Here is a 13,682-nt window from a genome sequence, read left to right as displayed (position 1 = left end):
GCCGCCGTCAAGGCGGCCGTGTTCGATGTCGGCCTCAATCGCGCGATCACCAGCCCGGCAGGATCTGGTTCGGCTTGGTCCGCTTCATCTTGGCGAAGGCGAGGGCGGCGAAATCGAACGTGCCGGTCTCCTCGCCGAGTGGCACGGAAATATTGTCGAGGCTCTCCGAAATGTGGCGCGCAAGCGCGTCGACGATCTCCGGCCGCGAGGTCTGACCGCGCATGATGCCGATGCGGCAATCGGGCAGGGCGCCAAAACCGTCGGCCTCGCCCAGCACCCGCATGCCGGGCCGCAGGGCGCATTCCGGCAGCACCGAGATCGCCAGGCCGGAAAGCACCGCGGCGGCGATGACGGTGGCAGAGAAGCTGGTGAACAGGATGCGGTAGTCGCGGTTCTGCTGATCGAGCACGTCGGCGGCGGCCCGCCGCCAGATGCAGTTCGGCCGGCCGAAGGCCATCGGCAAGATCGGCTGCTCATGCGTCGCGTGGTTGGCCGAGGTAACCCACAGCAGCGGTTCGCGTCGCACCACTTCCGACTGGCCGCGCGCGTCATTGTGCGTCACCAGCGCCAGGTCAAGATTGCCGCGCTTGATGTGTTCGACCAGTCCCGGCGTCGGTTCGCAGATAACGGTCAGTTCGACATGCGGGTTGGAGCGGGCAAACCGCGCCATGATCTCTGGCAGGAAGCGATCGGCATAGTCATCCGGCGTGCCGATGCGGATAGTGCCTTCGAGCCGGCGGTCGTCAAAGGCGGCCAGTGTTTCCTTGTTGAGATAAAGGAGCCGCCTTGCGTAGGAGAGCAGCCGGTCGCCTTCCTCGGTCAGCCGGTTGGTGCGGCCGTCTTTTTCGAACAGCGGCTTGCCGATCCGCTCCTCCAGCCGCCGCATCTGCATCGACACCGCAGACTGGGTCCGATGCACCGCTTCCGCCGCGCGGGTAAAGCTGCCGGTGTCGACAATCGAGATGAAGGTCTGCAACTGATCGAGATCGAGCGGCGCTTTCATTGGCCTAATCCATCATTGATGCTGATGCTAAAGATTAGAAACATTCGTTGGATTAATCAATCGGGCCATGGCAAATTCCGATTGTCCACATGAAGCGAATGCATGTCGCCCAAAAGTGGGCACCGGTTTTGGGGCGACGACATGCATCATCTTAGATGAATCGAAGCCGGAACGGCCGCTGTCGCCAGCGCCCGATCGACCGGTTTCGCCCGTTCGAATGTGAAGGAGACCGACATGGCTACGTTTGATTTCGCTACCGAGACCTCGCGCATCACCTCGCGTCCGGCCGTTGCGACGCGCGTGGCCAATGCCGCTGCCAATGTTTACCGCGCCTGGAAAAACCGCCGCGCCTTTTATCGCCTCGGCGAGATGTCGGATGCCGAGCTTGCCGACATCGGTCTGACCCGCGCCGACCTGCACGTCGCTGTCGGTGTACCCTTTGGCCGCGATCCGACAGAGAGGCTTCGCGTCATCGCGGTCGAGCGCGCCGAAACGATCGAGGATATTGCCCGCAAGGTCGTGTGATCGCGTGGGTTTCGCCGTTCGGGCGCGTTGAACCTTTTTGAGGCACGACGCCACCAAGTTACGCAGGCTCCCCACTCCCTGCCGGATCCCCCCGGCCAGCCTGCGCGCTGCCCGGTCCTCCCAGGACCGGGCTTTCTTTTTTGGGCGGCACTGATGATTGGTTGCCGGTATCTGGTCTAGCGCCGGCCCATGCCCTGCTTGAACTGGTCGAAGATCGACTCCATGCCTTTCTGGTAGTCGTCGCGCTGCTGGGCGCCTGTCTCGAACATCTTGCCGAACAGGTCGTCAAACGGATTTCTCGGCCTGCCGCTCGGATTGGCCTGCGGCTGCGGCGCCTGGGGTTGCTGCGGCGCCTGACGCGGCTGAGACTGCGGTGCGCCACCGCCGAACATGTCCTGCAGTACCTTGCCGAGCGGATTGTCACCATAAGGGTTCTGTGTTTGCTGGGGTTGGTTCTGCGGCTGCTGTGGCTGTGGTGCACCGCCGCCGAACATATCCTGCAGCACCTTGCCGAGCGGATTGTCACCATAAGGGTTCTGCGTCTGCTGCGGCCGGCTTTGCGGCTGCTGCCCGCCGCCGAACATGTCCTGCAGCACTTTGCCCAGCGGGTTGTCGCCGTAAGGGCTCTGCGTCTGTTGCGGCTGCTGTGCGCCGCCGAACATGTCCTGCAACACCTTGCCGAGCGGGTTATCCGTGGGGCCTGCAGGCTGAGGGGCCGGCACCTGGCCGCCGCCGCCCGCCTGCCGCATCATCTGCTCGATGAGCTCGCCAAGCGGATTACCGCCACCGCCTGCCGCATGCATCTGCCCGCCTAGCTGGTTGGTGGTCTGCTTGAACAGCCCGCCCATCATCATCGAGGCGATTGCCGGCAGCATCTGCTGCAACACCTGCTGGCTGACGCCGCTCGCCTGCGCGGCCTGGCTGGCGACGGCCCGCGACAGGTCCTTCGAGCCGAACAAATGGCCGAGAATGCCCTTACCTTCATCGAGGCCCTGCGGCGAGAAGGCCCGGCTTGCATCCTCGAAATATTTGGCGTGCTGGCCGCTGGCCATCGCCGTCATGAAGGAGCCGAGCCCGTAAGGGTCCGCCGTGTTGCGCTTCAGCCCCTGCGAAAAGGCCGGCAGCAGCGCCGCGACCGCCGCCTGCGTCTGCTGCTGCGAAAGCCCGAACTGCTGGGCCAGCGCCTGCATGCCGTTGCCGTTCTGGGCCTGTGCCAGAATATCGAACAAGGAAGGCATTGTTTTCTCCTCCGGGAAAATCCTCGTTGGAGAAGCCTAGTTCGTTTCCATCACTGATTGAAGCGAATTTGCCGGACCATCGGCCAAGCGGATAGCGAAGCGTTAATACGCGTATTCCATGAACACCGGCTCGATCGAGCCGCCCCAGCGTGTGTGGTAGGCCGAGAGCATCTCTTCGGCGCTGGTGGTGCCACGCGCGACGACCTCGTCCAGCGTGTTGAGGAACGACGTCTCGTCATAGCCGTCGCGGTTCTTGCGGCCGCGGTTCTTCAGTCCCATGCGCGAGATGACGAGCACGTCGCGGGCGATCTCGCGCAATGTCGTGTTGCGGAAGGGCGCCGAAATGCCCTGTTCCGGCACCGCGTTGCGCATTGCCAGCACTTCGTCATAGCTCCAGCTCGAGGTCAGCGCCTCGGCCGCGTCGAGCGCCGCCGCATCGTAGAGCAGCCCGACCCAGAAGGCCGGCAGCGCGCAGATGCGCCGCCACGGCCCGCCATCGGCGCCGCGCATTTCGAGAAAGCGCTTCAGCCGCACGTCGGGGAACAGCGTCGACAGATGGTTTGCCCAGTCGCCCATCGTCGGCAGCCCGTCCGGCAGGTCGTTACGGGCAGCACCCGCCATGAACTGGCGGAAGGTGATGTGCGTCATGTCGTGGTATTGGCCGTCGCGGATGACGAAATACATCGGCACGTCGAGCGCCCATTCGACATAGTCGGCAAAGCCGAAATCGGGCGAGAAGCAGAACTCGAGCAGGCCGGAGCGCTGATTGTCGGTGTCGCGCCAGATCTCGCCGCGCCAGCTCTGCAAGCCGTTCGGCCGGCTTTCGGTGAAGGGCGAGTTGGCAAACAGCGCTGTCGACAGCGGCTGCAGCTTCAGCGACACCTGCATCTTGCGGCGCATGTCGGCTTCGCTTTCGAAGTCGAGATTCACCTGGATAGTGCAGGTCCGGTACATCATGTCGAGGCCCTTGGTGCCGACCTTGGGCATGTAGCGGGTCATGATCTCGTAGCGCGATTTCGGCATCTTCGGCGTCTCGGCCAGTGACCATTTCGGGCTGCCGCCAAGGCCGAGAAAACGAATGCCCATCGGTTCGGCGATCTCGCGCACCTGCGCCAGATGCGCATTGCCTTCGCGGCAGGTCTGGTGGATCGTCTCCAGCGGCGCGCCGGACAGCTCGAACTGGCCGCCGGGCTCCAGCGAGATCGCGCCCTGGCCGGTCGGCTCGACCAGGCCGATGATGCGGCCGGCATCCATGATCGGGTCCCAGCCGAGTTTGTCCTGCATGCCTTCGAGGATGGCGCGGATGCCGCGCTCGCCGCCATAGGGCACCGGCGCATTGCCGTCGACATAGAACGGGAATTTCTCGTGCTCGGTGCCGATGCGCCATTTGTCGCGCGGCTTGTTGCCTTCGGCCAGATGCTCGACGAGTTCGTCGACGCTTTCTATCGGCCGGAAGTCGGTTGTATCGCGCGCCATAGGAGCCCTCCGCACATGACCCTGAAAATCGGCTTCGATTTTCGGAAGGGATCAGGTGCCCAATCAAATGCTACAGCGTCCTTTACGCGCCCGAAAGGACACGCGGCCACTGCCGGCGCTAGATGGACGAAATGTCAGTAGCCGATCAAGCGAAAAATCCTGAGCCAGCGGGTAATTGGAATTGATCACCAATCGCCGATTGTCGCCTGGATCAGCGCCAGTGCCGCCACCGCCGCCGTATCCGCTCGCAGGATGCGCGGCCCGAGCGGAATCGCGGTAACGAAAGGCAGCGCTCTCAGCATCTTGCGTTCCTCGTCGGAAAAGCCGCCCTCCGGTCCGACCAGCAGACCGAGCTTTCTCTCCCGCACCACCTGCAGTGCCGGCAGGGGACTGTTGGTCGATGCATCCTCGTCGCAGAAGATCAGCCGCCGCTCGCGGTCCCAGCCCGCCAGCAGGCGCTCGAATTTTTCCGCTTCGCGCAGCTCTGGCACCGCCAATATGCCGCATTGCTCGGCCGCCTCGACGACATTGGCGCGCAGGCGCTCGATGCCGGGTTTTGCCACTTGCGTATGCTGGGTGATGACCGGCTGCAGGATGCCGGCGCCCATCTCCACCGCCTTTTGCACGAGGTAGTCGAGCCGCCCTTGCTTCAGCGGCGCGAAACAGTAGACGAGATCGGGCAACGGCGGCTGCGGCCGCTGCAATGCCAGCAACTTCAGGCGCAACGCCTTCTTCGATTTTGCCGCTATCGCAGCCGACCATTCGCCGTCGCGGCCGTTGAAGACCAGAATTTCGGCGCCTTCGCCGAGCCGCAGCACGTGCGAGAGATAATGGCTTTGCTGCGGGCCGACGTCGAACTCGATGTCCGGTCCAAGCCCGTCCGGCACGAACAGCCGCTGCATCTTGTAATTGGCGCGCATCGCCGAGGAATGGGCGAGGCCATCGCCGGCGTCAAGCCTCCGCGCTGGCGTGCCAGACAGGTCTGTAGCCACGCTTCAGCACGGAAACAGTTGTCGCCGGCGTGAGCAGGCCGATTGGACCGTCGGTAAAATCGCCGAATCCCACCGGTTCGCCATAACCGCCGAAACTCCAGGGCAGCGCGGCGCCGTCAAACAGGGCGTACGCCCTGTTTCCTGACGAGATCATCGTGCCGTCCGGCAAATCCGCAAGCGCTTCCGGTTTCAGTCTCGTCGCCCGCCCGCCCGATGCCAGGCGCTCCTTGTGCAGGCGCTTGTCGAGTTGCGGCGCGCGTGACTCGGCAATGCCGAAGGCGTCGCCGAAACGCCGGACAAAATCCCTGGCCCGCTCGCGCCGGCAGAAGAAGCAGGGACGGTGGCCGGCGGCAAGTGCCGTCACCTCGTCGAGGAAAAACAGCTCGGTCCAGCCGGCCTTGCCGCCAGCCCGGTTGCGCCCCATCGGCTCGCGCCGCACGTTGCCGAATTCGCAGACGCAGATGATCCAGGCTTGCAGCGCCCAGCGCTTCTTCAACAGCGTTCTCGTCTCGGGGTCGTGAATGATGCCGCGATTGCCCATGAACAGGCCGCGCTCCGGCACGGCATGGATGGTGCCGAACGGGTCGATCCGGTTTTGCAGTGGCATAGGCGTTCCCTGTTGGCTGCAATGCTGGCGCCATGATATCGCTCGTTGCATCAATTTCATGTCAGCAGGTTTCGATGCGGGTCTTGGTTGTCCAGAACTTCGACAATGAGGGCCTTGGCCAGATCGGCGCGGCCCTTGTCGAGGCGGGTGCCGCTATCGACCTGCGCCGTCCCTACTGCGGCGACGCGCTGCCGCAAGATAGCGGCGGGCATGACGCCATGGTGGTGCTCGGCGGCGCGCAGAATGCGCTGGACGACGAGCTCTGTCCTTATTTTCCTGGCCTGCTCGACCTGACGCGCGACTTTGCCGAGAGGGATCGCGCGGTGCTTGGTATCTGCCTCGGCAGCCAGTTGGTCGCGCGCGCCTTTGGCGGCGAGAACCAGATCGGCGGCGCGTCGGAGTTCGGCTGGCACGAGGTCGCGCTCACCGCGGCGGCGCAGGCCGATCCGGTGCTCGCCGCCTTGCCTGAAAAATTCCCGATCTTCGAATGGCACGACGACACCTTTGTCTTGCCCGAGACTGCCGTGCGGCTGGCCGGCAACGCCGTCGCCGAGAACCAGGCGTTCCGCATCGGCCGCGCCGTCTATGGCTTTCAGTTCCATTTCGAGGCCGACCGGCCGATGGTTCGCGACTGGAGCACGTCCTTCGCACCGCTGATCGCCGAACGCCATCCGGATTGGGCCGTCCGGCTCGACGACGAAATGGCCCGCAACGGACCGCAAGCCGATGCCGCCGGCCTGGCCATCGCCCGCGCCTGGGTGGCGACGATCTGACGGCCCATATAGTCAACGTATTTTGGCGACGTTGCATATTTGGCACGCGGCGGCAAATCCGCCGGGGATGACGCGTTTCATCCTTGGCCTGTGTCTGTCCGCCAGCCTAAAAGGCGCGCGCTCTGCATCTTGCGTGCAACCGCGATGAACCTTTCCTGTGACCCGCGCGACACACCACCGATACAGAACATGCCTAGAAGCGCGAAACCGTCCGACATTTGCGACGTATTTTGTGTTTCAACGCATTGGTAACCCGCTCGTGCATAGATGCAGGAAGCTCAACAAGAGATGACGTCCGTGAAAGCAGCCTTTTTGTCCTTTGTCATGTTGTCGGCTATCGTCTTGTGCGGCCTCGGCATTTATTCCGCCGACGCGGCCAACGACCACAATGCCGTCGACGGCTACGGCGTCACCGCCGCGCTTCGCTAGCCTCGCTGCTCATAATCCCACGCCTTCCCTATGCCCGCTCACCCGTCACTGTCAGGATATGCTTGTCAGCGCCGTCCACCACGAGCGCGGTGAGGTTTCCCGACTGCCAGGCGAGTGTGTCGACATTGACGCGGTTGCCGGTGATCTCGGCCTTGGCCACTGGCGTATGGCCGTGCACCACGATCTTGGGATGAAGGCCGGTGTGATCGTGGAAGACCTCGCGGATCCAGATCAGGTCCTGCCGGCTCTGGCTTTCCAGCGCAACGCCGGGCCGGATGCCGGCATGGCAGAAGAAGAAGTCGCCGAACGTCACTGAGAAGGGCAGCGAGCGCAGGAACTCGACATGGTTCTGCGGCACCGCCTCGACCAGCGCGGCGTGCCCTTGCCGCAGTGCCGCATCGGCGCGGCCAAACCAGGCGCTGCTCCCACCGAGCGACACGCCATAGGACAGCGCCGTCTGGATGCCGCCATAGCGCATGAACAGGCCGTCCGGGTCGGGGACATCGAGAAAATCGAGGAAGCCGAGATCATGATTTCCGGCCAGCATCAGGTGACGCGGATCGCGTCTTTGCGCGTCGATCAGAAAATCGATGACGCCCCTGGAGTCCGGGCCCCGGTCGACATAGTCGCCGAGATGGATCACGCGCCAATCGGCCGACGGCCTTTGACCGAGCTCCGCCTCGATCCGCCGGTGCATGGCGGTCAGCAGGTCGAGCCGGCCGTGCACATCGCCGATCGCGTAGAGACGCATGCCTTGCGGTCCGCGCGCCTCGTAGAAACTGATGCCGGGCTCCGTCAATGCCTGCGTCGCCTCCGTGGTCATGCCGTCACGGGACTTTAGCGCCGAAGCTGATCCTTGCCCATGTCGGTGACCAGACGCTTTCCGCACAGAGCCAGCGTTATGTCCATCTCCTTGCGGATGATTTCCAGCGCCTTGGTAACCCCTTCCTTGCCGAGTGCGCCGAGGCCGTACAGGAAAGGCCGGCCGATATAGGTGCCCTTGGCGCCGAGGCACAGCGCCTTGAGCACGTCCTGGCCGGAGCGGATGCCGCCGTCCATATGCACCTCGATCGTGTCGCCGACGGCATCGGCGATCTCTTCGAGCGCCATGATCGACGACGAGGCGCCGTCGAGCTGCCGGCCGCCATGGTTGGATACGATGATCGCGTCGGCGCCCGTTCTGGCCGCCATCAGCGCATCTTCCTTGTCGAGTATGCCTTTCAGGATCAGCTTGCCGCCCCAGCGCTCCTTGATCCAGGCGACGTCCTTCCACGACAGATGCGGATCGAACTGCTCCTTCGTCCACGACGACAGCGAGGCGAGGTCGCCGACGCCCTTGGCATGGCCGACGATGTTGCGGAAGCTCCGGCGCTTGGTGCCGGCCATGCCGACGCACCAGCGCGGCCTTGTCGCCATCTGCCAGAGGTGCTTCGGCGTCATCCGCGGCGGCGCCGAAAGCCCGTTGCGGATATCCTTGTGGCGCTGACCGAGGATCTGCAGGTCGAGCGTCAGCACCAGCGCCGAACATTTCGCCGCCTTTGCGCGGTCGATCAAATCGAAGACGAAATCCTTGTCGCGCAGCACATAGAGCTGGAACCAGAACGGCTTCCTGTTCACCGACGCGACATCCTCGATCGAGCAGATGCTCATTGTCGACAGCGTGAACGGCACACCGAACTCCTCCGCCGCCTGCGCCGCCAGCATCTCGCCGTCCGGATGCTGCATGCCGGTCATGCCGGTCGGCGCCAGCGCCACCGGCATCGTCACCTTCTCGCCGATCATGGTCGATTCCAGCGAGCGGTTGTCCATGTCGACAAGCACGCGCTGGCGGAACTTGATCTTCTGGAAATCCTCTTCGTTGGCGCGGTAGGTGCTTTCGGTCCAGGCGCCGGAATCGGCATAGTCGAAGAACATCTTCGGCACGCGGCGGCGCGCCAGGTCCTTGAGGTCGGCGATGGTGAGAATGCTGCTCATGGATCTTTTTTCCGCTGGTTCTTCGCTGGTTCGTCGTTGAATTTTCTGGGCGGTGCCTACGGCTGTTTTCTTGCCGGCTCACCGCCACCGGGCTCGGAGCGCTGCCTGAGCCTCAGCCGCGACACGCGCTGCCAGTCGCCGCTGCGCTCGGCCTCGGCCATCGATCGTTCGACATAGGAGATGTGGTCCATCGCCGCCTGCCGCGCCGCGGCTGCATCGCCGGCCTTGACCGCCGTGTAGATCGCCCGGTGCTGCGAAAGCAGCGCCTCGCGCGCGCCCGGCACGTTGAACACCAGCCGCCGGTTCTGGAACACGCCTTCCGACAGCAGCCGATAGCAGGAGCGCAGTGTGTGCAGCAGGATGATGTTGTGCGCGCATTCGCAGATCGCGTGATGGAACTCGATGTCGATTTCCGCCTCGTCGTCGAAATTGCCGGTCCGGTGCGCCTCGTCCATACGTGCCATGATGCGGTCGAGCAGCGCCAGATCGTCCGATGTGGCACGCCGCGCCGCATATTCCGCCGCCACCGCCTCGATCTCGCGGCGGTACTCCAGATAGTCGGTTACCGCCTTGCGATGCATCGAGATCAGGTCGGTCACCGGCTTGGTGAACAGCTGGCCGATGACATCGGCGACATGCGTGCCGCCGCCTGGCCGTGTCGTCAACAGCCCGCGCCCTTCCAAGGCTTTCAAGGCATCGCGCAGGATCGGCCGCGACACCTCGAACTGGCGCGCCAGTTCGCGCTCGCCCGGCAGCCGGTCGCCGGTGCGCACGACGCCTTCGAGGATCAGGCTCTCGATCTGCTGCACCACCTCGTCGGCGGTGCGCGAATGCTCGATCCGGGAGAAAATGTCGCTCAAACGGGATGCCTGGGGGTTGAACCGATATCGCGCAAGATAAAGCCGGCGTCGCCAACTGGTCAAATTATTTATCCAATTCGCCGGGGGCCGGGTCCGTTTCACAGCCGCGGCGCCATATCATCTTCAGCTAAATTGGGCGTTTGCGTCCCCTGGCGATTGCCTCTAGAGGGACATCATTGCCAAAGGGCTCACAGAAGCCCGGGGGACCAGCCGTGCCAGACGCCGACCCTTCCAACCTCGAATTCCAGCTGCGCGCCAAAGCCGTGGGCGGCACCGTCATGGGCTTTCCGGCGCATGAAGGTCGGCCGGGCGCGCTCGGCGAGGTCCACGCCCGGCCGCAGCCGCTGGTCGAAAAGCCGCGCGTGCTGGTGCAGCTTTCCTTCATGACCGAAGCTGGATCCGGGATCGATCAGGCCGTGCTTTCCGAATTGTCGCGACGCCTCGGCATCGCCGCGCCCGACCCTCACGCCCGCCACCACGCGATGAAATGGGGCAAGGGCTCGCTGCGCTGGGAACGCCACACGGAATTCTCGACCTATCTCTGGGAAGGCCCGCTCGCCGAAAACGGCAGGGGGCAAGAGGACACACCCTTCGGCAACGGGTTTTCGCCGCCGGGCACGGTGATTTCCGGCATCAGGCTGGAGATCCGCAAATGGACGCCGGCGAACGAAAAACTGATCGCCGGCTTCGACCCGACCAGCCTGTGCTATTCGCTGGTCGAGCGCGGCAACGCGGCCATCGTCACCGATTTCCGTCAGGATGGCGACGGCTTGACCCGCATGCTGGTGCTCGACCGCGGCCTGACCCCGGCGCGCACCGGGGCACTGTCGCAGCGGCTGATCGACATCGAGACCTACCGCACGCTGGCCATGCTTGGGCTGCCGCTGGCCCTGACGCTGTCCGGTCGCGCCCGCCGCATCGAAGACAGGCTGGCCCAGACCACGTTGGAAATGAAGGTCGCCGAGACCCGCGACAGCCAGACGCTGCTTGCCGACTTGACCGAACTGGCCGCCGAGCTGGAGGCCGATGCCGCCTCCAGCCTCTACCGCTTCGGCGCCAGCCGCGCCTATGACGGCATCGTGCGCGAACGGCTGGAGGCGCTCGACGAAGAGGCGGTGCCCGGCTACGACACCTGGGGCGGTTTTCTGCAGCGCCGCGTGGCGCCGGCGATGCGTACCTGCCGTTCGGTCGAGGAGCGCCAGGCCAACCTGTCGACGAAGCTCACCCGTGCCACCACACTGCTGCGCACCTGGGTGGACGTCGAGGTCGAGAAGCAGAACCGCGATCTTTTGGCATCGATGAACAATCGCGCCCGCCTGCAATTGCGGCTGCAGCAGACGGTGGAGGGGCTCTCGGTCGCCGCGGTTTCCTACTATGTCGTCGGGCTCATCGGCTACGTCGCCAAGGGCGCCTCGATCTTCGGCCATGCCTTCGCGCCGGAAATGGTCACCGCCGCCTCGGTGCCGCTCGCCGTCCTGCTCGTCTGGTGGGGCGTGCGCCGCGTCCGCCGCATGCACTCCGAACCAGGCAAGCAGCCGGGCGAGTAATGTGGGGCGCAGCGGCAGATTGCCGCTGCGGAAGGCTGTCTCGGCCATAGGCCTCTCATCCCGGCCAACGCGGCATTTGCAAGCGACCACTGTAGCTGGTAAATGATTTTTACCAGTCGATCGAAGGAGGCTGTCGATGTCCGGCCTTGCCATGCCGAAACCAGACGACGCCACGATGCGCCGGCGCGACGAGATCGTCGCCGATATGCGCATCATGGTGCCGGGCGAGGGCGTCGTCGACGCCGCCAATGCCATGCGCGCCTTCGAGAGCGACGGGCTCACCGCCTACCGGCAATTGCCGCTCGTCGTTGTACTGCCGCAAACCGTGGCCCAGGTGTCGCGGGTGCTGAAATATTGCAGCGACCGCAACATCCGCGTCGTGCCGCGCGGCTCCGGCACCTCGCTCTCCGGCGGTGCGCTGCCGCTCGAAGACGCGGTGCTGCTGGTGATGAGCCGCTTCAACCGCATCCTCGAGATCGATTTTCAGAACCGCGTCGTCGTCGCCCAGCCCGGCGTCACCAATCTCGGCATCACCACCGCCGTCGAGCAGGAGGGCTTCTATTACGCCCCCGATCCATCCTCCCAGATCGCCTGCTCGATCGGCGGCAATGTCGCGGAAAATTCCGGCGGTGTGCACTGCCTGAAATACGGTCTCACCGCCAACAATGTGCTCGGCATCGAGATGGTGCTGATGAATGGCGAGGTGGTGCGCCTCGGCGGCAGCCATCTCGACGCGGAATGCTACGACCTGCTCGGCGTCATGACCGGCTCCGAAGGACTGCTCGGCGTCGTAACCGAGGTCACCGTACGCATCCTGAAGAAGCCGGAGACGGCGCGTGCCCTGCTGATCGGTTTCCCGACCAGCGAGCAGGCCGGCCAATGCGTTGCCGACATCATCGGCGCCGGCATGATTCCGGGCGGCATGGAGATGATGGACCGCCCGGCCATCCACGCCGCCGAGGATTTCGTCCAGGCCGGCTATCCGCTCGATGTCGAGGCGCTGCTGATCGTCGAGCTGGACGGGCCGGGTGTCGAGGTCGATCACCTGATCGGCCTGGTCGAAGCCATCGCTTTTAGGAGCGGCTCGACCACATGCCGCATTTCGCAGTCGGAACAGGAGCGGCTGAGCTTCTGGGCCGGCCGCAAGGCGGCGTTCCCGGCGGTTGGCCGCATCTCGCCCGACTACTACTGCATGGACGGCACCATCCCGCGCAAGGAACTGCCGCGCGTGCTCGCCGGCATGCGCGAGCTGTCGCAGAAATATGGGCTCGGCGTCGCCAATGTCTTCCATGCCGGCGACGGCAATCTGCACCCGCTCATCCTCTATGACGCCAACGTGCCGGGCGAACTCGACAAGGCGGAGAGTTTCGGCGCCGACATATTGCGGCTCTGCGTCAAGGTCGGTGGCGTGCTGACCGGAGAGCACGGGGTCGGCATCGAGAAGCGCGACCTGATGCCGGAAATGTTCAACCAGATCGACCTCGACCAGCAGATGCGCGTCAAATGCGCCTTCGACCCCAACCATCTTTTGAATCCCGGCAAGGTCTTCCCGCAATTGAGGCGATGCGCCGAGCTCGGGCGGATGCACGTGCATCGCGGGAAAGTGGCGTTTCCGGACATTCCGAGGTTTTGAGGGGATGACAGCTCAGAATGGGGGTTCCTCGCCCCCGCAAAGCGGGGGAGAGGTGGCTCGGGCGAAGCCCGAGACGGAGAGGGGGACGACCGGTGCACCAAGCCGGCGTTCACCCGAAAAGGTCGCGCGCGCCCGCGAGCTTCGTCGAGGCGACAATCAGGCGGAAGCGACCCTCTGGAACGAGTTGAAGGCCAAGAGGCTGGGCGGATATAAATTCGTGCGTCAGATGCCGATTGGGCCGTATTTTGCAGACTTCGCCTGCCGAAGCGAAAGGCCGATCGTCGAGCTGGACGGAGGTCAACACGCCGAGAGTACTTACGACAGGCGACGCGACGAATTCATGCGCTGCAAAGGGTTCTCGGTGATCCGATTCTGGAGCGCCGACATGCTAACCAACCCGACGAGTGTCTGCGAAACCATTCTTGCAGCACTTGAGGGACGGCTCGTGAAGGACGTAATCTCTGCCGACCTCAGGTTCGTTTTTGCAAGCAAGAACTCTAGAGGTGGCGCTCTATGATGGCCCCCTCTCCGCCTCGCTGCGCGAGGCACCTCTCCCCCGCTCCGCGAGGGCGAGGAACCCAGGTCCTGCAGCTTCGCGCCCGCGCATCCCGAGATCTCGAGGCGA

Annotated in this window: 14 protein-coding genes; 6 read left to right on the top strand and 8 right to left on the bottom strand. The window is 64.3% G+C overall.

Annotated features, from left to right (window positions below):
• Positions 1 to 46: 46 nt before the first annotated feature.
• Positions 47 to 1,003 (bottom strand): LysR substrate-binding domain-containing protein, encoded by a 957-nt coding sequence (locus NKH41_RS04895; protein ID WP_023716458.1) that lies wholly within the window; start codon positions 1,001 to 1,003, stop codon positions 47 to 49.
• Positions 1,004 to 1,237: 234 nt separating this feature from the next.
• On the opposite strand from NKH41_RS04895, the gene NKH41_RS04890 reads away from it, so the two are divergent.
• On the top strand, positions 1,238 to 1,528 hold the full coding sequence (locus NKH41_RS04890) for a DUF1127 domain-containing protein (protein ID WP_352616701.1): 291 nt from the start codon (positions 1,238 to 1,240) through the stop codon (positions 1,526 to 1,528).
• Between the two features lie 176 nt (positions 1,529 to 1,704).
• Here NKH41_RS04890 and NKH41_RS04885 read toward each other — a convergent pair whose 3' ends face one another.
• The 4 genes from NKH41_RS04885 to NKH41_RS04870 form a co-directional block, all read right to left on the bottom strand.
• On the bottom strand, positions 1,705 to 2,766 hold the full coding sequence (locus tag NKH41_RS04885) for a DUF937 domain-containing protein (RefSeq protein ID WP_352768139.1): 1,062 nt from the start codon (positions 2,764 to 2,766) through the stop codon (positions 1,705 to 1,707).
• Between the two features lie 102 nt (positions 2,767 to 2,868).
• Positions 2,869 to 4,242: a glutamate--cysteine ligase gene (locus NKH41_RS04880; protein WP_352541776.1), complete on the bottom strand. Its 1,374-nt coding sequence runs from the start codon at positions 4,240 to 4,242 to the stop codon at positions 2,869 to 2,871.
• Between the two features lie 185 nt (positions 4,243 to 4,427).
• Complete coding sequence (locus NKH41_RS04875; protein ID WP_352747864.1) at positions 4,428 to 5,162, bottom strand: 16S rRNA (uracil(1498)-N(3))-methyltransferase; 735 nt, start codon at positions 5,160 to 5,162, stop codon at positions 4,428 to 4,430.
• Positions 5,163 to 5,193: 31 nt separating this feature from the next.
• Positions 5,194 to 5,841 carry a hypothetical protein gene (locus NKH41_RS04870; protein ID WP_352747853.1) on the bottom strand — a complete coding sequence of 216 codons (648 nt, stop codon included), beginning with the start codon at positions 5,839 to 5,841 and terminating at the stop codon, positions 5,194 to 5,196.
• A 74-nt stretch (positions 5,842 to 5,915) separates the two neighbouring features.
• On the opposite strand from NKH41_RS04870, the gene NKH41_RS04865 reads away from it, so the two are divergent.
• Together NKH41_RS04865 and NKH41_RS04860 are read left to right on the top strand one after the other, a co-directional pair.
• Positions 5,916 to 6,614, top strand: coding sequence for a type 1 glutamine amidotransferase (locus NKH41_RS04865; protein WP_352768141.1), 699 nt, complete (start codon positions 5,916 to 5,918; stop codon positions 6,612 to 6,614).
• A gap of 288 nt (positions 6,615 to 6,902) precedes the next feature.
• The gene (locus NKH41_RS04860; RefSeq protein ID WP_292664785.1) at positions 6,903 to 7,043 is read left to right on the top strand and encodes a hypothetical protein; all 141 of its coding nucleotides are present in this window, start codon (positions 6,903 to 6,905) and stop codon (positions 7,041 to 7,043) included.
• Between the two features lie 28 nt (positions 7,044 to 7,071).
• Here the strand turns inward: NKH41_RS04860 and NKH41_RS04855 are convergent, their stop codons facing one another.
• The 3 genes from NKH41_RS04855 to NKH41_RS04845 are packed head-to-tail and all read right to left on the bottom strand — an operon-like array spanning position 7,072 to position 9,877.
• Positions 7,072 to 7,842, bottom strand: a complete 771-nt coding sequence (locus tag NKH41_RS04855; RefSeq protein WP_352768491.1) for a metallophosphoesterase — start codon at positions 7,840 to 7,842, stop codon at positions 7,072 to 7,074.
• 38 nt (positions 7,843 to 7,880) lie between these two features.
• Positions 7,881 to 9,017: an alpha-hydroxy acid oxidase gene (locus NKH41_RS04850; protein ID WP_352768144.1), complete on the bottom strand. Its 1,137-nt coding sequence runs from the start codon at positions 9,015 to 9,017 to the stop codon at positions 7,881 to 7,883.
• Between the two features lie 56 nt (positions 9,018 to 9,073).
• Positions 9,074 to 9,877, bottom strand: a complete 804-nt coding sequence (locus tag NKH41_RS04845; protein WP_352768147.1) for a FadR/GntR family transcriptional regulator — start codon at positions 9,875 to 9,877, stop codon at positions 9,074 to 9,076.
• Positions 9,878 to 10,089: 212 nt separating this feature from the next.
• Between NKH41_RS04845 and NKH41_RS04840 the strand changes: the two genes are divergently transcribed.
• The 3 genes from NKH41_RS04840 to NKH41_RS04830 all read left to right on the top strand — a co-directional run bounded on the left by NKH41_RS04840 (position 10,090) and on the right by NKH41_RS04830 (position 13,574).
• Positions 10,090 to 11,424 (top strand): DUF3422 family protein, encoded by a 1,335-nt coding sequence (locus NKH41_RS04840; RefSeq protein WP_352768149.1) that lies wholly within the window; start codon positions 10,090 to 10,092, stop codon positions 11,422 to 11,424.
• A gap of 136 nt (positions 11,425 to 11,560) precedes the next feature.
• Positions 11,561 to 13,057, top strand: coding sequence for an FAD-linked oxidase C-terminal domain-containing protein (locus tag NKH41_RS04835; protein WP_352768152.1), 1,497 nt, complete (start codon positions 11,561 to 11,563; stop codon positions 13,055 to 13,057).
• Between the two features lie 52 nt (positions 13,058 to 13,109).
• The gene (locus NKH41_RS04830; protein ID WP_352768155.1) at positions 13,110 to 13,574 is read left to right on the top strand and encodes an endonuclease domain-containing protein; all 465 of its coding nucleotides are present in this window, start codon (positions 13,110 to 13,112) and stop codon (positions 13,572 to 13,574) included.
• The last annotated feature ends 108 nt before the right edge of the window (positions 13,575 to 13,682 follow it).

The organism is Mesorhizobium sp. M1169, assembly GCF_040318345.1.
Classification (GTDB): domain Bacteria; phylum Pseudomonadota; class Alphaproteobacteria; order Rhizobiales; family Rhizobiaceae; genus Mesorhizobium.
This window is presented reverse-complemented; position numbering and strand designations above follow the sequence as displayed.